The 21,223-nt window shown below is 34.3% G+C and carries 22 protein-coding genes; 2 read left to right on the top strand and 20 right to left on the bottom strand.

The window, feature by feature from the left end; all coding sequences use genetic code 11:
- Positions 1–34: 34 nt before the first annotated feature.
- From I862_RS07230 to I862_RS07205, 6 genes are all read right to left on the bottom strand, one after another.
- Positions 35–1,867 (bottom strand): hypothetical protein, encoded by a 1,833-nt coding sequence (locus tag I862_RS07230; RefSeq protein WP_038540637.1) that lies wholly within the window; start codon positions 1,865–1,867, stop codon positions 35–37.
- 91 nt (positions 1,868–1,958) lie between these two features.
- The gene (locus I862_RS07225) at positions 1,959–2,570 is read right to left on the bottom strand and encodes a hypothetical protein (RefSeq protein ID WP_038540633.1); all 612 of its coding nucleotides are present in this window, start codon (positions 2,568–2,570) and stop codon (positions 1,959–1,961) included.
- A gap of 121 nt (positions 2,571–2,691) precedes the next feature.
- The gene (locus I862_RS07220; protein ID WP_038540630.1) at positions 2,692–3,075 is read right to left on the bottom strand and encodes a hypothetical protein; all 384 of its coding nucleotides are present in this window, start codon (positions 3,073–3,075) and stop codon (positions 2,692–2,694) included.
- A 199-nt stretch (positions 3,076–3,274) separates the two neighbouring features.
- A complete protein-coding gene (locus tag I862_RS07215) occupies positions 3,275–3,880 on the bottom strand; it encodes a TonB C-terminal domain-containing protein (RefSeq protein WP_038540627.1) in 606 nt (201 codons plus the stop codon).
- A 3-nt stretch (positions 3,881–3,883) separates the two neighbouring features.
- Positions 3,884–5,011, bottom strand: coding sequence for an FtsW/RodA/SpoVE family cell cycle protein (locus tag I862_RS07210; RefSeq protein ID WP_038540624.1), 1,128 nt, complete (start codon positions 5,009–5,011; stop codon positions 3,884–3,886).
- 18 nt (positions 5,012–5,029) lie between these two features.
- Positions 5,030–5,680 (bottom strand): alpha/beta hydrolase, encoded by a 651-nt coding sequence (locus I862_RS07205; protein WP_052646548.1) that lies wholly within the window; start codon positions 5,678–5,680, stop codon positions 5,030–5,032.
- Positions 5,681–5,994: 314 nt separating this feature from the next.
- Here I862_RS07205 and mraY point away from each other — a divergent pair, with 314 nt between their 5' ends.
- The gene (gene mraY / locus I862_RS07200; protein ID WP_038540621.1) at positions 5,995–7,083 is read left to right on the top strand and encodes a phospho-N-acetylmuramoyl-pentapeptide-transferase; all 1,089 of its coding nucleotides are present in this window, start codon (positions 5,995–5,997) and stop codon (positions 7,081–7,083) included.
- 4 nt (positions 7,084–7,087) lie between these two features.
- Positions 7,088–8,494, top strand: coding sequence for a UDP-N-acetylmuramoyl-L-alanine--D-glutamate ligase (murD, locus tag I862_RS07195; RefSeq protein WP_038540618.1), 1,407 nt, complete (start codon positions 7,088–7,090; stop codon positions 8,492–8,494).
- Positions 8,495–8,573: 79 nt separating this feature from the next.
- Here the strand turns inward: murD and I862_RS07985 are convergent, their stop codons facing one another.
- The 14 genes from I862_RS07985 to I862_RS07130 all read right to left on the bottom strand — a co-directional run bounded on the left by I862_RS07985 (position 8,574) and on the right by I862_RS07130 (position 21,219).
- Positions 8,574–9,329: a hypothetical protein gene (locus I862_RS07985; RefSeq protein ID WP_148299512.1), complete on the bottom strand. Its 756-nt coding sequence runs from the start codon at positions 9,327–9,329 to the stop codon at positions 8,574–8,576.
- A 30-nt stretch (positions 9,330–9,359) separates the two neighbouring features.
- On the bottom strand, positions 9,360–9,899 hold the full coding sequence (locus I862_RS07980) for a hypothetical protein (RefSeq protein WP_148299511.1): 540 nt from the start codon (positions 9,897–9,899) through the stop codon (positions 9,360–9,362).
- Between the two features lie 113 nt (positions 9,900–10,012).
- On the bottom strand, positions 10,013–11,110 hold the full coding sequence (gene glyS / locus I862_RS07180) for a glycine--tRNA ligase subunit beta (protein ID WP_052646545.1): 1,098 nt from the start codon (positions 11,108–11,110) through the stop codon (positions 10,013–10,015).
- Positions 11,111–11,147: 37 nt separating this feature from the next.
- Complete coding sequence (locus I862_RS08735) at positions 11,148–11,561, bottom strand: glycine--tRNA ligase subunit beta (RefSeq protein ID WP_052646544.1); 414 nt, start codon at positions 11,559–11,561, stop codon at positions 11,148–11,150.
- A gap of 58 nt (positions 11,562–11,619) precedes the next feature.
- Positions 11,620–12,384 carry a dihydropteroate synthase gene (gene folP / locus I862_RS07175; RefSeq protein ID WP_038540615.1) on the bottom strand — a complete coding sequence of 255 codons (765 nt, stop codon included), beginning with the start codon at positions 12,382–12,384 and terminating at the stop codon, positions 11,620–11,622.
- Positions 12,377–12,892: a 2-amino-4-hydroxy-6-hydroxymethyldihydropteridine diphosphokinase gene (gene folK / locus I862_RS07170; RefSeq protein ID WP_038540612.1), complete on the bottom strand. Its 516-nt coding sequence runs from the start codon at positions 12,890–12,892 to the stop codon at positions 12,377–12,379. The genes folP and folK overlap by 8 nt, the downstream gene beginning before the upstream one ends.
- Before the next feature lie 127 nt (positions 12,893–13,019).
- The gene (locus tag I862_RS07165; protein WP_038540608.1) at positions 13,020–13,523 is read right to left on the bottom strand and encodes a hypothetical protein; all 504 of its coding nucleotides are present in this window, start codon (positions 13,521–13,523) and stop codon (positions 13,020–13,022) included.
- Positions 13,524–13,545: 22 nt separating this feature from the next.
- Positions 13,546–15,363, bottom strand: a complete 1,818-nt coding sequence (gene fliD, locus I862_RS07160) for a flagellar filament capping protein FliD (RefSeq protein ID WP_038540605.1) — start codon at positions 15,361–15,363, stop codon at positions 13,546–13,548.
- 93 nt (positions 15,364–15,456) lie between these two features.
- Entirely contained in the window at positions 15,457–17,871 is a 2,415-nt protein-coding gene (locus I862_RS07155) for a flagellin N-terminal helical domain-containing protein (protein WP_038540602.1), read from the bottom strand.
- Positions 17,872–18,075: 204 nt separating this feature from the next.
- On the bottom strand, positions 18,076–18,561 hold the full coding sequence (locus I862_RS07150) for a FixH family protein (RefSeq protein WP_148299510.1): 486 nt from the start codon (positions 18,559–18,561) through the stop codon (positions 18,076–18,078).
- Between the two features lie 164 nt (positions 18,562–18,725).
- On the bottom strand, positions 18,726–19,613 hold the full coding sequence (locus I862_RS07145) for a hypothetical protein (protein ID WP_038540595.1): 888 nt from the start codon (positions 19,611–19,613) through the stop codon (positions 18,726–18,728).
- On the bottom strand, positions 19,585–19,770 hold the full coding sequence (locus tag I862_RS07140) for a hypothetical protein (protein WP_038540592.1): 186 nt from the start codon (positions 19,768–19,770) through the stop codon (positions 19,585–19,587). Before I862_RS07140 ends, I862_RS07145 begins: the two co-directional genes overlap by 29 nt.
- Before the next feature lie 119 nt (positions 19,771–19,889).
- Positions 19,890–20,582 (bottom strand): amino acid ABC transporter ATP-binding protein, encoded by a 693-nt coding sequence (locus I862_RS07135; RefSeq protein WP_038540588.1) that lies wholly within the window; start codon positions 20,580–20,582, stop codon positions 19,890–19,892.
- Positions 20,566–21,219 carry an amino acid ABC transporter permease gene (locus I862_RS07130; RefSeq protein ID WP_038540585.1) on the bottom strand — a complete coding sequence of 218 codons (654 nt, stop codon included), beginning with the start codon at positions 21,217–21,219 and terminating at the stop codon, positions 20,566–20,568. The genes I862_RS07135 and I862_RS07130 overlap by 17 nt, the downstream gene beginning before the upstream one ends.
- Positions 21,220–21,223 lie beyond the last annotated feature (4 nt).

Below are 21,223 nucleotides of genomic sequence, written 5' to 3'. Positions count from 1 at the left end.
ACTTAGTTTAATTGCCTTATGTTGTCAATTTCAACTACCTTGTTCTTATAATATTCTTTACCATCTCCGCTTCCGGCACTTTTTCTATTGCCCCGCTTTTACTTAGCTCTTTAACTAACCTTGCCGGGTGAACTTTACCTAAATCCTCATATTCATGAAACGGCATTTTAAGCAACCCGCCTTTCGGCATCTCGAAGTTCGGATCATTTTCTTTAATTTTATCGACTAATTGCCTTTCCAATTCCACTAGGCTTAGCACTGTCATTTTAGCTGCAAATTCCGAGCAAAATAAATAACCATTGCCTCCAGGATCTTTTATTTTCTGTGGCAAACTTGCCTTATTTTCCAAGATTTCTTTTGCCCAGCTCTTAATATTATCTTTACCCATATGCCCAAATCCAAATGGCATTAAATCAGCTATAAAAGCATCCTTTGCTCTGTCACGATCAAACTTAATATCTTTATTTTCATCTTGCATTAATTGATGTAACTCGCTGGCTATACCTTTGTATATGTCATACATCTTCTGTTTTAAATTATCTTCATTATCAATTTTCAAGGCTTTAATTATTTGTTTTTTCACATCATTATCAATTATAAGTTTATCAGGATATATTCTAAAGTTTTCTGATAATACAGCATCCATCTCAATTTTATCCTTAGTATATGTTTGATCCACATGTGAAACGAAAACACCTCTATTATCTTTATAACCAATTGCTGCATGGGTATAAGGACTCATATAATCTCTTATTTTCTCCTCATAATTAACTTTATTGGAATAGAACTCTCTATTGCGTTTTGCTACCTCCATTACTATATCACCTTGCTCATAATTTATATGATTTTTAATAAGACTATCTAGTTCCATATATAAATTGTTGCTCGTCTGCAAGTTACTATTTAAATATTGTAAAATAGTAGAATGCTCTAAAATTTTTAATTCTTTTAACGCCATTAAAATATCTTTATTACGTAAAAATTTTACTAACCTCCCTAATTCCTGATAACTTAATTTATCTTCTTCCTCTATTAAATTAGTTTGGTTATCTTTAATTTCTTTTAGAATAGCTTCAACTTTGTTAGTTATTATACCAACGCCTTCTAGATCAGCTGTTTTATAAGTGAATGCCCGCAATTCTGCTATCATTTCAGCATTATTGCGTACAAATTGATCATTGTTATTTAATATTCTTGTTATCCTTGAATTAAATTCTTGATTATCTATTGCGTATTCAAAAAATTTAGCTAAATATTGTTGATCTTCTTTTGATAAAGCTCTCCCTAAATTTAAGCTAGCTAAGATTTCAAATCCACGCTTTTCAAATTTGCTAAACTTAGCCTTTGGATTATGTTTTATGTTATTATGCTCAGCTATTAAATTTTTATTTATAGTGGATTGTGTTTGAGCCAATAAATCTTGTAGCACATAATTTTGGCCAATATTTGCCACATTAAAATAAAAATAGTTATTGTTATGATTCAACAAGTAATTTGATAAGCTGATAGCTTTTAACAATTGTGATTCTAGTTCAATTTCTCTGCCTGGCTCCCCTTTATAAGTTTCTATATTTGAAATTAAATTAGTCAATAAATTATCAAAGATTGAAGATATATTGTATGTATAGGAAGTTAAATCGGCCTCTTTAAAACCAATAATATTTTTACCTAAAAGGTTTTTTAATTTTAATTTAGATAAATCTAATAAATATGGTGGTATACTGCTTTCTATAGCTTTTCTTAATTCCTCAGCTTTATGTAATAACTCTTTTCCTGTGTGCGTATTTTGCTTCATGTGATTTATTGCACTTTCCACTTTTTTAGTATTTAATTTTTCAAAAATCCCATTTATGCTTTGTTTATCCATCTTTAGTTGATTTTGAATTTTTAGGGATAATCTTTCATAAATGAGCTGACTTAATTCATAATTTGATAATAAAAAATTTCCCTTTTTATCATTAAATTTGGGGTCTTTCTCTTATTTCATCTCTTAACTTATCAATAAGCTCAGGAAGCTTTTTAGTTAAATCATTTAAAATATCTTCAGATTTACGTTTCGGCGGAATTCTAAGTAGCTTTCTTATAAAGCTAGTGTTTTCAGGATATTTGATTTTATATATCAAATATCTTTCTATTAAATCATCTGCTTTTTTATATACATTTCTTAAGGTTTGTTTTTCTTGGTATAGTTCAAACTTTTTCTGGTAACTATCAACTTTAAAATCCTTAATTCTGGTTACAGCAACTACATCTTCTATGCTATAATCTTTACCGGCTGAGATTTTTTCATATATCTTAAATAATCCTTTTATATCTTCATGTTCTTGAGAATTATCATATTTTGTTTTTCTATTCGCAGCTGTAAAATGCTGATATAAAAGTTCTATTATTTTATAAGAATTGGTAATATTTTTAGAATCACTACTAATAAAATTATTAAATGCATTAATAAATTCTGCGGGTGGTATTAAACTATCTATATCAAGATATCTTTTATTAAGATAACTTTGCAAACCTTGAAAATTACTTTTTTCTATGAATTTTAATACTTTATCTTGATTAAAAGCCATAACCCTTTCCCCTATTTAAGCTACTAACTTTGAATCTAGCAAAAAAAGGTTAATGAAAGGTAAACAAAAATGTTTTACAAAGTTTTTGTTAGTTATATATATAATTTAATGAAAAATGATCTTAAACAAAAGTAGTCGATGCAATTTTTAGTTCCTCACCGACGAGTACTAAAACAAATAAACACTTAATAACTACTACATCCGATGCATCTTTTAAATAATGACTCCAATCAACTTCTGCCATTAACATATTATTAGTTATAAAATGCACTCTCATGATTTCAATAGAATTTTCGTCTGTTTGTTCGATACTTAGTTGCTCGGTTAATTCCTCTTTTAAGTAACTTTGCAAGTCGCTGGGGATTGTAAATTCTTTGATTTGCTTATTTAATATATTAAATATAAATGTGTTCGGGATATAATGCATATTACAAAGAGCTGTAGCATTTGATTCCCTAAAGGACTTAGAATAAAAAGAAAAAAAATCTAAAACTTTCTGTTGCATAATCTTATCTAACCCAAAAGCTGTAATTACTACCTTAAGTTGAAGATAATTAAATCGCAATATGTTTCAGGGGTACATAATACAACTTTAAGTATAAATAAACAGGTAAAATTAAATTTTTATTAACTTTTTGTAAATACACCTGAAAAGTAATATAATATTTTTTGACGTTTGTAAACAAATATTTTGCAAAAAAACATTAAAATAGAAAAAGTGAAAGCTCATAAGTAATACTATTAATATCATTATCTTCAATTAAAGGGTTGGGAAAGGGGGAAGATTTTAATAATACCTGCTTAATAAAATTATTTATTACTTCTCCATGCATAGTTAATATCTTATAGCCAATCAAATTTCCTGATTTATCAATTTTTATTCTTATATCCACTTTTTCATCGGTGGGTATATTTTCAGGTAAATTAATAAGATTATTATGAATATGTGCCGAAAGAGTTATACCATAAGAATTTTTAGAATCTATTTTTCTCTGCTGTTCTACACTCTCTTTATTTTCGCTGTTTTGTAATGGTTTTTCTATTAAAATATTTCTTATTTCTCTCATACTAGATTGCGCTTGATGAGCTCTCAGCTCTTGTTGAGGATTGTTGCTCTCTCTGGTTTCAATATCCGACTCTACTAAATTAATATTTATAACGGATACGGTATTTCTCTGAGGTTGGATTTTTTCAATAAATAGCTGATTATAAAATACAAAGCATAAAACTATAAAAATATGCAAAAGCAACGAAATAGAAAGGCTTAGTATAGCGAATTGATCAATATATATACTCTCCTTATCTTGCACTTTTTACTCTTTTTTTAATCCTAGCAGTGAACCGTAACGTTTCTTAGTTAAACTTAGGGATATTCCTATAATTATGGCAAAAGAAAGCACTGACGAACCGCCATAACTGATAAACGGCAGAGTCATTCCCTTGGTGGGGAATAAATGCAATGTAACACCGATATTAAAAATAGACTGTAAAGCAAAATACATTAGTAATCCTGCAGTGGAATATATATAAAACAAATTATTATCTTTTATAATTTTAAGGAACCCACGCAATACAATCAGGAAAAACAATAAAATTATTACCGAAGTGAATATAGCCCCTAACTCTTCACCTGAAACCGCAAAAATAAAATCAGTATGCGAGTCCGGTAGAACATTCTTTATCGTCCCCTCTCCGGGACCTTTACCGAACAACCCTCCGTTTAGGTAAGCTTCTAACGATTTCTCTACCTGATAATTCTCATTTTCTTTCGGATTTAAAAAACTATCTATTCTACGTGCAACATGAGGCAGAAACAGATAAGCACCAAATGCTCCAAAAATTGTAAGCCCTCCCGTTACTATTATCCAAACGATCGGAAGCCCGGCAATAAAAAATTGAGTAGCCGTTACAGCCGTGATTGAAATAGTCATTCCGATATCAGGTTGCAATATTAAAAGAATAGCAATCACTAAGTAGAGGAATGAACAAATGGTAAAGCCCGGTAGGTTGGATGTAGTATAGCGCTCAGATAGTATTAAGCCGGTTATTACCGCAAAAAACGGTTTTATGAACTCTGAAGGCTGCAAGGAAAATCCTTGGATTGTTATCCATCTCTTCGCGCCTTTAGCCTCATCTCCAATGAATAATACTGCTACCATTAAAGCAAGGAATATTAAAAAACCAAAGAGTGAAAATCTTTTTATAGTTTTTTCCGAGAAGGTCGAGATAAATAATATCAAGCTAACTGCCAGCAATAAAAAAATAAACTGTCTTTTTACAAAATAAAACGAGCTTAACCCCAATCTCTCGGCCACAGCTGGACTTGCAGTAGTAATTAACACAGCACCAATGGAAATTACCATCAGTACGAATATAAGAAATACTGAGTCAATTGCCCACCACCATCTTTTAAAAAAGCCACTTCCCCTTCGTTCAACCATATTTTTTTACTTATAACCCTATTTTGAAAACATACCTTGTAGGAACTTGCCGCCGCTTATAATACCTTCCATATCAATCCCATGGCCAAGCTTTTGCCTAAGTAAAGTTTTACACTCTACATTTAAACCATTTAGCGTATGCTGAGCTAAGGTCATCATAGAGGCGGGTAGCACTTGATCTTCCGCTCCATGCACTAACATAATACTCGGGCTGGATTTTATTTCATTTTTTAATAAATGCGGGCTGAGTAGCATTCCTGAATAACCCAGTACTGCTCTCACTGGTATCTCTCGTCTTAATGCAGTATGCAAAGACATCATAGTTCCTTGTGAGAACCCTAATAATACAACCTGAGAAGGAGTGAGTTTAAATTTAGCAGCCTGCTCATCTATAAATCCGTTCAAGATTTTTTCCGCTTCTCTTGCACCCTTAGTCATAAACTCATCGTCACGTTGAGTTAAGCTAAACCACTGGAAAGCAGCCCCTCCTCCTTCAAAAAGATGGGGTGCATTAGGCGAAATAAAATGCGCATGAGGTAAATATTCCGCAAGCTCAGGGGCAAGGGATATTAGATCGGAAGCATTAGATCCGTAACCATGCAGCATAATTACTAACTGCTCGGGAGCCGGACTTTTATTGCTTAAATATTCCAAGTATTCAAGTGTCATCTCTCACTTACCATCTAATCATATTAAAACTTTATTAATATTAAGTACTTAAAAACTATCTATATTACTGATCTTACTATAAATAATATTTTTTCATTTTAAGCTTCTGCAATAATATCAGTGTAAAAACTATAAAACAAATTTTTAAATAATATATTCTTAAATTTATACACATACTTTCATATTGCTTTTTAAATCACTTTTGGCAATATTTTTTTATAAGCTTTTTACTGAATACATATTAATATAATAGCTTTTTAAAGTAATTTTATTAGTATATTTAAACTTGATATTAGTGATGGGATTTTTAAATAATGCTTTATTATCTTGCAAACTTACTTATAAACTACTATCCCATGTTAAATGTTTTTAAATATTTAACCTTTAGAAGCGGTGGAGCTATAGCTACGGCTTTATTAGTAAGTTTTTTATTAGGTAATAAAATTATAAACTGGCTGAAATCTATACAGGAAGGCGGCCAACCGATTCGAACCGATGGTCCGGAATCACATCTGCTTACCAAAAAAGGAACGCCCACTATGGGAGGGGTTCTAATTATTTTAAGTATTACTTTTTCAGTTTTATTATGGGCTGATCTTAGCAATCCTTATATTTGGGTAACGTTGTTCATCACTATTTCTTATGGAGTCCTTGGCTTTTTAGATGATTACTTTAAAATAAAACACAAAAATTCTAAAGGCGTATCGGGAAGGGTAAAATTATTTTGGCAATTTAGTTTGGCATTGATTGCAGGTATTATGGTTTCCTATATTGCTGAACCTCAGCATGCGCGCTTGCTGGCTTTTCCATTTTTTAAGCATCTTGTTTTAGACTTAGGATGGTTCTATTTTATCTTTATTGCGATTGTAATGACGGGAGCTTCTAATGCAGTAAATTTGACCGATGGCTTGGATGGATTGGCAATAGGTCCGATAATGGTGGTTTCCGCATGTTTTGCACTTATCAGCTATTTAGCGGGGAACGTTAATTTTGCTAATTATCTCCAAATCCATAATATATCACACTCCGGTGAGCTTGCGGTATTTTGTGCCGCAATAATAGGGGCAGGACTGGGGTTCTTATGGTATAATGCTCCTCCCGCTCAAGTATTCATGGGAGATGTAGGAAGCTTATCTTTGGGCGGAGCAATCGGGGTAATAAGTGTAATTACAAAACATGAGATAGTGCTATTTATTACGGGCGGATTGTTTGTTATTGAAGCTATCTCCGTGATTTTGCAAGTCGGCTCCTTCAAACTTAGAGGTAAACGTATATTTAAAATGGCTCCGATACATCACCATTATGAAAAATTAGGTTGGCCGGAAACAAAAATAGTTATGCGTTTTTGGATAATATCTATAATTTTTGCTTTAATTGGCTTATCAACATTAAAACTTAGATAGGGTTATGATACCGATAAATAAATTCAGATATCAAGAGGTCATAATTTTAGGGCTAGGCCGCTCAGGGCTTCCGGCATTGCATTCATTACTTTGCGGGAAAGCCAAAGTTATAGCTATAGATGATAACTTGCAAAACGTGAATATCGGCGGTTTAGCCGGAATGCTGCATCAACAGGCAATCTCTGAAAGAAATTTAATAGTTAATCCCGCTATTGACCAAATCAACTTTAAAAATATAAGCGCTGTTATTATAAGCCCGGGCGTACCTTTAACTTACCCTAAACCCCATACGATAATTGAAAAAGCTAAGCAGCTGAATATACCGATCACTTCTGATATTGAATTATTATATGAGACTTGCACCAAGTCAAAATACATTGCAATAACCGGCACAAACGGTAAATCCACTACCACGGCTTTAACCGGCCATATTTTAAAATATGCTAAGCAAGTTGTGCAAGTAGGGGGCAATATCGGAGTTGGGGCATTACAGCTAGAGCCCCTGGACAGCGATGGAATATATGTATTGGAAACCTCTTCTTTTCAACTTGAGTTGTTAAATAAAGTTAAATTCGATATTGCTGTATTTCTCAATCTTACTCCTGATCATTTGGATCGCCATGGGGATTTTGATTCTTATAAAGCAGCTAAACTTAAAATATTTGAAAATCAAAAATCAGATGATTATGCGATTGTTTCAATAGATACGTTAGAAATGCAGAAAATATTTGATTACTTAGCTAAATACGGCAAGCAAAAGATTGTTCCCCTTTCAATACAAAAAATTACCGAGAATGGGGTAAGCATAATAGATGGTGTAATTTATGATAATATAACCCCCGGAGTTCAGAAAGAATTTAAAATTAAAGAATTAAAAAGACTACCGGGAGAACATAATGCCCAAAATATTGCAGCAGCATATGCGGCGACTAAAATTAACGGTGTTAAAGAGGAAATTATAGTAGAGGCAATAAAATCTTTTAAAGGCTTGGAACATAGAATTGAGTTAGTACTTGAAAAAGGAGAACTTAAATTTATTAATGACAGCAAAGGCACTAATACTGATGCCACCCAAAATGCTCTTAAAGCTTTTAATAATATTTATTGGATTGCCGGCGGGGTCTCTAAAGACCAAGGGATTGAATGTTTATCACACTTATTTGATAGGTTGAAACACGTGTACTTAATAGGTGCTGCAGCCCCGAAATTTGCCGAGGTACTTAAAAAATACAATAAACCTTATACATGCGCTGATACTTTGAAAAGGTCTTTAGAATTGATTAAAGAGAGCAATATTAATTCCGGAGTAGTGTTACTTTCTCCGGCTTGCGCTTCATTGGATCAATGGAAAGATTACGAGCAAAGGGGTAATAGTTTTAAGGAAATGGTCAAGGAAATGTGGAATGACTAAAAACCAATTAGAACTATACTTAAGAATAGCTAATTCCTTCTTTATAAATAGCTGCTATGCTAATCGGTAATAATTACCGTTAATTCTTATTATTACGAATCTGTTTAAGGATATCGGATAAAAGAAATCTTAACTTCTCAGCTTCCACGTTATCACGTGAAGAAAAATTATTTATGGCTGAGACATATAAACTTTTGGCTGTATAAATTATATTACTCCATAAGATATTACCATTTGTTGCATCAACGATTGCGACTAAAAGAAATGATGCATCGGCGTCTTCTACGGCGGCACTTGAATTAGCAAGAATACTTATTACAAAATCACGAGCCCTGGCGCCGTTAGTTTTAATTGCCCCTTCATAATCTACGAATAATAACAAGTTACTATTAGTTTTTCCCCCGAAAAGTATCGCGGGTAAACCTAAATTTTCCGTGATGGAAAATGCCTTTTCCTCTTCCCATAAAACACGTGCATAAAGCTTATTCTTTGCTGCATTAAAAGATTGCTGCAATCGTCCGAAATCTTCGGATAGTTGTTGTTCCCATATCTCTCTTCTATGTAACTTTTTAACTCTGAACCCTTTATCCTGAACAGCCTTTACCACTTCTTCCTTAATTATATTTTCAAGATGATCTTCATAGTCATGCATGCGCTTTTTCTTACCTACCACATCAACCATATTAACTTCAACTTTAGGAGGTAGAACCACTACATCATTATACTCCTTAATTTTACTTTCAAAATCCGGGGAATGGCGCTCTTTTGTAACTTTCGCACAACCTGAAGCAGTTATAATTACTAAAATAAAAGGTAATATAAGTAAAAGACGCATATCAAAAAATCTCAATATTATTTTAGTTAATTATAGAGCCGGAGTAATTCGTGCACCGATATTTGAAAAAATGACATACACCTTTTGCCCTTCTTGGAGAAGAGGAACATTGCTTTGAACAACGGCGATTAATCCACTAGTTGTTGCAGTGGAAATTGCATTTCTCATTGCAGAACTACCTTCATAGTAAACATTCTTAAGTTTAGATATATCAACTTTTACAATATACTCACTGCCGTTAGCTTGGCTTAATTTATCCTGAATAAGTGCTCCGACTGCTGCACCCGCGATTGCTACACCTACTATAGCTGCACCCTGACCGGTACCGGCACCGATCCCTGCACCTGCAGCTGCACCCATAGCTCCGCCTCCGGCTATACCTATAACATTATCCGATAGCTTCTCCGAGCCTTTTATAACAACCGGACGCACCGAAACAATCTGACCTTCAAGGGTTAAATTTAACCTTGAATCACTGGTATATACATTACTTGAAAGATCCGGAGCACACCCGTTGAGCAAACTAACTAATGTAACAAATAGCACTGTTTTTAAAAATGTAGTTTTCATATCTGTAACTATAAGCAAAAGTTTCAAAATTAGTACAAACTATATATTATTTAATTACCTTTTCCAATTAAATTTTGTTAGCTTTTAGTAAAGTTTTAAATTAAACAGCTAATTTAATTAAAGTTATTAATTGAAACTTCACGTTCAGATATATAATTTATTACATCTTCTCTAATATTCAAATCTGCTAAATCAGTTTTAATATCCAGTGCAAAGTTATTTTCAGCTATGATTCTTACTACTCCGTTTGCTGCCCTGCGTAGTGCAAACGGATCTTTTGAGCCAGTAGGCTTAATATTAATTGCAAACATTTGATTCAAAGTATCAAGCTTATCAGCTAGCGCTACAATTGCCGCGACTTTATTAGTCGGAACATAATCATTAGGTCCTAAAGGCTTATAATGGTCTCTTATTGTAATTGCTATATCTTCACCTTCCCCATCATTTAATGCATAATAATACCCCATAATCCCCTGCAATTCAGGGAACTCCCCTACCATTTCAGTTACAAGATCAGCTTTCATTAAACTAACCGCTCTTATAACTTTTGCAGTATCAGCCTGTAGCCTATTAGATAATTTTTCAGCAATAGCTTTTACGCTTTCTATCTTATCATAAACACTTCCGATTTCTTTATGAAAAGTTAGGGCTTTCAGCTGCTCAATTCTTTTTTCCAACTTCATTTTTTTATCATTTTCATAAAAGAATAAGGCATCAAATAGCCTCGCACCTAGCACAGTCTGGTTACCATGAATGATTTCCTTTCCTTGATCTTGTCCGATAGTATTTGAAACTATGATGAAATATGGAGCTAATTTTCCGGAAGTACTATTCCTCAGCATTAAATAGCGCTGATTATTTCTAAGCGTGGTAATTAATACTTCTTCAGGCAGGGTCATAAATTTTTCATCAATCTGCCCCAAATAAACTACAGGATATTCAACTAAATTTACTACTTCATTTAAAAGCTCATTATCCTCAATAATGCTTAGATTTTTCCCGGATATAATTTTTTGGATTTCCTGTTGTATAATTTCTTTTCTGTTTAATGCATCTAAAATTATAAAATTTTCTTTAAGTAATTTACTATACTCTATAAGACTTGCCGAATTAACTGTGATTTCCTTACCCGAAAGGAATCTATGCCCGTAAGTTTTATTTGAGGCAATTATATGACCGAATTTAGCCGGTAACACCTCATTATCAAGCAAACAAACTATTGAATGCAGCGGTCTTACCCACCTGATATCATAATTCCCCCCATCTCATTGATTTTGGCCATATAGCTTGACTTAAGCTAACTTCAACAGTTTCTTTGAGTACTGACTTTAAATCGCTTTGATTCCGTTTTAATTTATAAAAATAACATCCTTCCCTTAATTCCAACTCTGATTTATCAGAAAGGTTATATTTTCTCATGAAACCGTCTAAAGCCGCCTCAGGCGCACTTTCTTTAGGTCCTTTTACTTCCTCTGTCTGTTCCGCTACTTCAGTTGATAATCCGTTAATATGTATACAAATCCTTCTTGGAGTATAAAAAGATTTTGATTCAATTTTTTGCCCTAATTTATCGACTATATTCTTTTCTAAAGCGGCAGCAAATGCAGCCAGCATTTTAGCCGGCATTTCCTCGGAAAATAATTCTAATAAAAATTCGCTCATATTATTTCAATTTATTTTATTTTAATAAGAACATTAGCACAAATGCACTAATAATGGATTAAAAATTTAATGCTTCCGCCACTTTAAAGGCTCTTCTATGCCAATTTACATTATGAATTCTTAGATAATCCGCTTGAGTTCTTAGGTAAAGTGAGGCGGTTAAAGTTTCCAAATCCCTTTCTTGGGGAGGATACTCCGAAATAAGCTCTAAAAAAGATTTACGGGAATGCCCGATTAGGATCTCGGTACCGAATTTCCTAAACCTTTCTAAATTTTTTAGTACTTCAAAAGATTGTCTGGGGTTAGTACTGAAGCCGATTCCCGGATCTATAATCAGCTGATCTAACGCAATGCCGTATTTTAAACATGCTTCAACTTTCTTTTCAAAACCATATTCAATTTCATTTATATTATTTACTCTGACATTTTTATTTGCAGGTACAACTAAACTATACATTAATATATATTTTACCTTACTTTCAGCAACCAGCTTCAGCATACTATCATTTAAACCGAAAGATACATCGTTAATTATCTCGGCACCATATGATATTGCCTTCTCGGCCGTTTGATAGTTATATGTATCAACACTTATCGGTTTTTTATCCAGGCATTTTAAAATCGGCTCGAGTATTTTCCATTCATCCTGATGGGTAACGAGCTCTGCACCATATGTAGTTGAAGCTGCTCCGATATCAACAATATCCGCACCTTCCTCAAAAAGTGTGCAAAGACGGTTTATAGCGTCCTGTGGTACAGCGTATTTCCCGCCATCCGAGAAAGAATTTAAAGTAACGTTCAGGATTCCAACTAGCTTAGCCATTTATTAATTCTAATTTAGTTTTTTTGACCTTCGATATTTGGTTAAGATGTAGCTTTTTTAAAGCATAGTGTAAAGGCTTATTTGTAATAGGGTGAATTAGATTTGCTTCAATTTCGCACGCAGGAACTAAAACGAATTCTCTCTCCAACATACCCTGATGCGGGATATTAATTTTATTATTATTTATTATATAGTCACCAGCAAGTAAGATATCAATATCAATCACCCTTGGAGACCACCTGGGTGTGGCTAAGTCTCTTCCTAAATCCACCTCAATTTGTTTACATACTCCAAGCATATGAAAAGGATCCAAATCAGAAAACCCACTTAGGCATAAGTTCAAAAAATCTTTATCCCATTCAGGATTATAGCCCTCAAGTAACAGGGCTTTAGTCTCATAAATCGAGGAAATTTTGTATTCTTTTAAAAATGTAAGTTTACTTACTGCTTGCGACAGATAAAAAATTCTATCAAGAAGGTTTGAACCTAAGCTAAAAAGATATTTCATAAAAAAATGCTTTTTTGCTTATTATAATAAATACTATTGCTATGATCCAGTTTTAAAATGCTTTCAAGATATGAAGTTTCCGACTTTGCTTTGCTCAATACTTTCTAAATTAGCAGTGGGTACTGAATCATGTATATTTTTTTTGCATAGCAATAAAAAATTGCGTCAGATAATTAGTAACAATACCTGCTTCCTCGAAGTATTTTTCTTTTGAAGTTGCGTTTGCTAAAACAAGACTATCATAAATAAAGACCAACCTACCATCAATATCTTTTAAATGCACTTGTAATTCATGCTCTTCCGAAAGGGAAAATACTTTCCTGAATTCCATTATAATTTTCAAGGATTTATCAATTCTATTATATACTTCAAGCCTTCTTTGTGCCAAGGATTGTTTTTGCTTACCGATCTTATCAGCGGAAATCTTCTTTATTTCCTTCAGCTCGTTTACGGCGAATTTGCATGTATTACCGACATATTCAAAAGCTCTAATATATATGCTAAATGCATTTATCGGATTATATAAATTGTTACTACCGTAGTTATTTAGTTTATTAGTATATAAGGGATTTGCATATTTTGTTTCAGATTTATCTTCATTGATTGCAAATAAATTAATTCCTGAAATCATATTAGCTCCCTAATCGGTATTATTATTTAGTCGAATATTGCTGCTGTGCTTCTAAAAATTCTAACGTAGAATTCAACTCCCTGAATAAAGCTTCGAGCTTACCGTATTTATTCAGTAAAAATTCTCTTTCTTTATCCATAGCTTCATTCTTTTTTTCAATTTCTTTTTTATACTTTTCTACTGAGTCGGTTAATGTTTTTTGAGCTTTGGTAAAAGCTTCTTCTTTATTAAGCTCGCTTATGTAATTACTGATTTTATCGCCGAACCCTTGAGTTATGGAACTATTGATTATCTCTACACCGTTACCCGTATAGGAAAAATCAAAGTTTTCTAGAATTGTTCCTGCAATTCCTTGTATATTATATCCTTGTGTGACATCGTCAGGATTTTTCAAAGTTAGGGAAGCATTAATTGTAACAGGTGATGAATCGGTCGGTGAAGTATAAGTAACTCGCACTCTATCGTTCAAATCAGCTCTATTAACATCTATATCAAACTTAAATGAATCGGCATTAATATTAGTCCCCCTTTTCGCACCCATAGATAGATTAGCCGAGTCGGAAGTAAAATTTAATCCGAATAATTTCTTCACATCTTCCATATTGTCTGAAAGTGCAGAATTAAGCTTGTTATCATCTATTACTAAAACACCTGTATAGTTATTTTCCTGAAAAACGGCGGCTTCTTTTTTAGCGAATGTTATTCCTATACTTGCAAGAGTGTTATGATCGGGAAGCCCCTCCACTGCTTGGGTAATAATATTTTTAACATTGGATTTAATAGTTTTAACTAAAGAATCTTTTTTTAAATTTGCAAGTCTGGTAGTTTTTTCATCATTGGTTTCATCTTTATCCGGCTTTTGTGCAGCAATAAAATCCTGTTGTTGAATAAAGATTGTAAGTACATTATAATTTTCTACAAATTGAGTGATTGCATCATGAGCTGCCTTAGTATCAGGGCTAATGCTAGCATTAATAATATCCCCTGCTTTAGTCTCTTCCGACAATGTAAAAGTTATATTGTCGATAAAATCGGTAATTTTATTTGAAGGCCTGGTTACAGTAATATTTCCGTTATAAACCATGACTGCATCTTGAGCGGCTTGTACATCTAAGTTAGGGTTATTAGTCGGATCTTGCGTAAAGACGTTGTTTAAAACATTGCTCGGGTCATTCAGGATATATGCATTTTCCACTCCCGTTAAGCTTGATTCAAGTATAAGCCGGTATTGCCCTACATCCGGCTGAATTATTTTAGCTGAAACATTAGTTGCCGAGCTTTTGGCATTAATTTTATCTTGGATTGTGCTTAGTGAATCACCCACATCCAAAGTTATATCAATTCCGTTAATTTGGAATATGCCTGCATTAAACTTTCCGCTTGCGGGAGCGGAAGGATCGTTGGTAACTCCGTCAGTCTTTGATGAAAATGACCAGCTTTGCTGCATTTTTGCTTTTGCGATTTTTTGAACTTCAATACTAAAATTTTCGATTGGCGCTCCGTTTTTTGCGCTGATTGAAATATAGTTATCCGCTGCGGTACCGTTGCCCATTGTTGTGGAGACGTTTCTCTTAGAAAAAACATCCTTATTGTTACCCGCTGCATTTTTTAATGAAGTTGCGGAAGTTTCCAGGTTTTTTACATATGTGGATAGCTCTTTAAACACTAAAGATTTTTTATTAGTTATTGATAATGAATCCTCAATTTTTTCAATCTCAAGTTTTTTCGGGAAGACTGTACCTTCGATTATTTCTTTGACATCAAGCCCTAGACTACCTCCGGTGAGGACTTTTTTTCCCCCTATAGTATCAAAATTTCCTAAACTTAACATTGACCCCATTTTTTCCCTTTTTTTAAATACTTAGAAGAACTAAAATTTATTGTAAAAAAAGCCCGGGGAGGTATTTCTCCCCAAGCTTTCTATTTTTAAATATTAACCAAGTAGCTTTAACAAACTTTGCGGTAAGTTATTTACTTGAGCCAATACTGAAATGCTCGCATTCATCTTAACTTGAGCTAGCCCGAAGTTAGTAGATGATTCGGCGACGTTAGTATCAAGATACACTGCTCTTGCAGCATCGGTATTTTGAAGAGTAGTTGCAATATTTGATGCAGCACTGTCAAACCTTGCTTGTTGCGCACCAATACTAGCTCTTGCTCCTTTTACTTCGTCAATCGCCGCATCAATTACTTCTCCGGCTTTTTTTGCACCTTCTTCAGTTGAAATATCTAGAACTTCACCTTTAAATAAAGCTTTGGTACTTAAATCACCTAATTCAACGCCGATTACCTGGTCGGTTTTGGTTCCTACTTGGAAGCTCATCCCAACTTGATTCGCTTTAAATGCTGAAAGTAAATCATTCTGTAATGTGTTAACTTCAGTATCAGTTATGAACTTAATATCTTTACCCCAAATGATAGAGATCTTTTCATTACTATCCGTGGTATTGATAAGCTCAATTTTTTGTCCTTTAGGCGCGCTTTCAGCTAAATCTGACTTAGAGAATACTCTCCCGTCACTTAAAGTAATACTGAGTTGAGCCTTCTGGTCATTAGTTTCCGTAGAACCTACAACTTTAATATCCGCAACGTTAATTGCATCAAAGCTTTTTGAAGTCAGAGTGATTACGGTATCTTCAATTGAAGTTCCACTTGCATCAAAGGTAGAGATATCTCTATTTTGGTAGAAATTAAGTGGAGCTACGGCATCATTAAGTCTTTTAGCGAAGTTATCGGCTTCAGGTTGATTAGCAACAGTAACACCATTGTTAGCAGCTAATTGCAAATCAAAGTATCCGCCTTTCCCGTCTAGATCGTTAGATTTCATTCTGATGATATAGTCTGCAGTCGGAGCGGTATCTTTTACTTCAGCTTCATAAGTATAGTCACCGGCTTTTATGCTTAGCTTAACCGCATCATCTCCGGTTCTTGTTGCCGTAAATCCACTTAGCTTACCCATAAAGGAGGCATTATCACTAATATGAGAAACATCAATACCGTCAGCAGCACCTGCAGTTCCCGCACTAACCGATACAGCTGTAGTATCAATTATTAAATTTGCACCGTTAAATGTGCTTGTCGCACCTTTTGCAGTAGCTCTAATTTCCAGGTTACCGGAATCTAATCTAGCTTCATAAATATAGTTGGCAATATTAGAATCTTCGGAATTATTTAAATATGTTGCAATATTTTTTAAAGTTTCCAAATCGCTTGTCTTACTTCTTAAAATTTGGGATTCAGGAGTTTCCACCTTATCTTTTAAAGTAAGTTTTGTTCCAAATACACTTAAAACATCATCATTCGCTAAATCTGTTGCATTTACGGTTACCCAGCCTGAAGTTGCAGTAGTTTGGGTTAAGGTCTTAAGAATATTATCACCGATTGTACCTTGCACACTTACAGAACTTCTTCCTAGAGACCCGGTTGTGGAACCTGCCGAGTAATAACCGCTTATAGTACCTGCAGTAGCATCAAGAACAGTATATGATGTACTTCCTGCTGAAGTAGTCGCCATATACTGAATTGAGTTTGCTACACCGCCTGCTGTTACTAAGAATGAACCTGCAACACCTTCTTTTTTACTGGTAATAGTTAAAGTGTTCCCGTTAGCAGTTGCAACCAGATCAGATAGCCTTGCCGCATTTTGCTCAGTCATTGTTGAGTGATAATCAGCACCGACGTTGTTAATAATGTCAGCAATAGTACTTGCTTTGGTAGTAGTTAAGGTACCGTCGATTACTATATTAGCACCTGTTACAACTGTTGCGGCACCGGTAAAGTCAAAATCAAATGCGACACCGTTTATATTTAAAGCGGCTACTGCGTTAGCACTACCAACGGTTCCGGTAAAAGTTATATTTGCAGAAGCGGATGCACCTTCACTTGCGGAAGCAGTATTTGATTCTACGCCTTTACCACTGGAAAGAGACCCGTCAAGTAATGTCTTATTGTTGAATGTGCTGGTATCCACAAGACGATCTTGCTCACTTACAAGTTGTTGAAATTCCTCGTCGTAATATCCTCTTTCATTCGGTGAAGAACTTCCCATGGCAGCTTGCATAGTAAGCTCTTTCATTCTTGTTAAGCCGTCCAGAATCCCGCTTGCCGCACCGTCAGCCACCCCGAGCACTGCATTTGCTTGTCCGGTTGACTTTAAAGCGGTTTGAAGTGCAGTCATGTTTATTTTTAAACCGGTACCAACCGATAAACCTGCCGCATCATCCGATGCTTTAGTAATTCTTTCGCCTGTAGATAATTGCTTAGCGGCTTTTGCAATTGCACTGCTGGTTTTGCCTATTGTTGCACCAGTAACGTTTGCAGTTAAATTTGAACTGATTGAAGTTGTCATAATTTTTTTCCTACTTGGATTTTTTGATTGAGACTAATGTCTCTGTAGTAGATAAAGATTGAATCTATATTGAAACTTTACCTAATAACTTAATGCTAATTCTAAAATGAACTTATGGCAATATTTTTTTATCAATTATTTTAAAGCGATGACAAATTTTCTTAACTTTAATTTAATATATAAAGCGATAAATATACTATATTCTCACTGCTCCTTATCGCTGATTGTAATTCTTCTATTTAAAAAGAATATATCGTTTTTGACTGAAGCTTTCAGTTTTATTTCCCATTGTCCCTGAAGCGGCAGCTGCACTTTGTTTGAGTATCTGCCGGAGGAAATCTCCTCCAACTTCACAACTGTATCATACTTATCAGTTACCGGCCTCATAATACGCACTTCAACTTCAGCGCCTTTAACCGGGCGATATTTCTTATCAAAAAGGGTAAAATCAAGTTCGACTAAGTTTTTGCCAACCAAATAATATCTAAGATTACCGATCCATCCCAGTTTCTTTTGCGCTTCATTTTCCTTAATTACTTGATTATAATCCAACCCTTTTTGGTAAGCATTTTCTGTGATAATTCCATTATATGAATTTTTAGAAATATAAATAAAGATTGAATCCAGAGTTACATAAAGAAGTATGAAGGCAATAAATAAATATGGTATTATTGATTTTTTGGTTTCCATAGCATGCTCTTTTAAAATATGGCGCACCAAGATGCTTTAATATAGGAAATACTACATGCATAATATAAAAGCAATATTTTGCTGATTAAATTTTTAGGCTGACTTACTTAGCAACCGATTATTTTTATATAACAGCCGGTTGCTAATTAGAATTATCAGGAAATTTAATATTCAAAATTGATATGTAGGGCATTATCCACCGGAGCCGCTCCGTCAAAGGTGTTATCGCTTAAATTTTCGTCTTTAAAAGATATGCCCTCAAGTAATGCCTTATTGTTGAATACCCTAGTACTTACAAGGTGTTCTTGTTCTAATTTAAATCCCTGATAGCAACAAGCGCTTATAGTTCCTGCAGCAGTATTATTAACAGTATATAATACACTTCCCGCTGAAGTAGACACCATGTATTCAGCTGAGTTTGCTACACCGCCTGCAGTTACTAAAAACAAACCTGCAATACCCTCTTTTTTGCTGTTAATAGTTAAAGTGTTACCATTAACAGCTGCAACCAGATCAGATAGCCTTGCTGCATTTTGCTCAGTCATTGTTGAATGATAATCAGCACCGACATTGTTAATAATGTCAGCAATAGCACTTGCTTTAGTAGTAGTTAAATCTCCGTCTATTATTATATTGGCACCGGTTACCACGGTTGAACCACCAAAGTCAAAATCAAAAATGACTCCATTTATGTTTAAAGCAGCTATAGCATCATTTGTACCTGGTATAGCTGTAAAAGTTATATTTGCAGAAACAGTCTTTTTTACAAGGTATTCTTGCTCCCATACAAGCTGCACAAATTCCTCATTGTAATACCCTCTTTCAACATCCGAAGAGCTTGCCATGGCAGCTTCCATGGTAAGTTCCCTCATTCTTGTTAGGCCATCCAGAATCCATGTTGATGCACCGTCAGACATCCCAAGCACCGCAGTCCCATGCTTGACTTCTATTGCCGCCGGGTCATAAATAAAATTTTTTATATTTGTTTTGGAGCTCCCAGCTTTTATTTTGGCAATCGCCTCATCAATTGCTTCTCCGACTTTTTTTTGCATCTACTTCGCTTGAAAGATCAAATGCATAATTGAAAGGTTTTGTGATCTTTTCTCCCTTATATAACCGTTCGGCAGCTTTTCCTAAAGCTTTAGAGGTTTTACCTATCGTTGTGCCTGCAGCGTTAGTAACTAAATTTGAGCTAATCGAATTCGTCATATTTATTCCCCCCTTAATATTTTATACGCACGGCTTTCATTTAAGTAGTTATTCTATATACTTAATAAAACCTAACATTTTCAGATTAATTATTATTACATCTAAGACAAGATTTATCTCTACAGAATATTTTTTAAAAACAGCTTTAAGCGTTCACTTTTAGGGTTATTGAATATTTCATAAGTAGAAGCATCTTCTAAAATTTTTCCCCCATCGATAAATATAACCCGATCAGAGATCTCTTTAGCGAACAGCATCTCGTGAGTTACTATAATAAGCGTAATATTAGTGTGCGCGAGTTGTTTTATGGTTTCTAAAACTTCCTTAACGTTTTCGGGATCAAGTGCTGAAGTCGGCTCATCGAAAAGCAGGATTTCCGGCTCCATACATAATGTTCTTGCAATTGCCGCCCTTTGTTTTTGGCCGCCCGAGAGGGCAGAAGGATATTTATCCACTGAAGTTTCCAGCCCGACTTTTTTAAGTAGCTCTATTGCTTTATCCTCTGCTTCCTGCTTACTCTTCTTCAAAATTTTAACCGGTGCATAGGTCAAATTTTGTAACACGGTCATATTAGGAAAAAGGCAAAAGTTTTGAAATACCATACCTATGTTATGTTTTTTACTATTCGCACCCACTTTGATTTCACCTTGGGTATAATCCTCCAGGCCTGCTATACATCTTAAAATTGTTGATTTACCGCTTCCCGATGAGCCGATGATAGAAATAACTTCTCCTCTGCTAACTTTAAAGTTTATCCCGTCTAATACTTTGTGGTCACCAAAATATTTAGTTAAATTATTTATACTTAGCATGTAATCTCGTCTCTAAAATTTTAGCAAAATAAGTTAAAGTAATTACCAGTATATAGTAACAGATCCCGGCGACAACAAGCGGAGCAAAATAAGTATACTGCTCAGCAGCAACTACTTGCGCCCTTCTCATCAAATCTGCCTCCCCGATTATCGCAATAATTGAGGATTCTTTAATCATACCAGCTACTTCGTTAATAAGTGCAGGTAATATATTTTTTAATGCCTGAGGTAAAATTATATCTTTCATCATAAAGAAATAAGGTATATTTAAAACCCTAGCTGCCTCAAATTGCCCCTTGTCGATGGCTTGAACCCCGGCTCTGATTATATCGCATATATAAGCACTTGAGTTAATAGAAAAGGCAATAACTCCGGAAGCAAACGCCGATATCTTATACCCAGTAAGGGCAGGCACGGCAAAATAGACAATGCTTAATTGCAGTAGAAGGGGGGTACCTCTTATTATTGAAACATAAAGCTTCACAGGGAAGGAGAGTACTTTATTTTCACTTAAAATAATAAATGCGAATATAATTCCAAGGAAAAACCCGATAAACACCGAGGTAAGGGAATACTGTAAAGTAATAGTTATTCCTTCAACAATATATAACACCCACTGAAAATCATAATTAACCATAAAT

Origin of the sequence: endosymbiont of Acanthamoeba sp. UWC8 (genome assembly GCF_000730245.1) — a bacterium.
In the GTDB taxonomy this organism is placed as follows: Bacteria; Pseudomonadota; Alphaproteobacteria; order Rickettsiales; family Midichloriaceae; genus Jidaibacter.
Note: the sequence above shows the minus strand (reverse complement) of the source record. Positions and strands in the feature narration are given on the sequence as shown.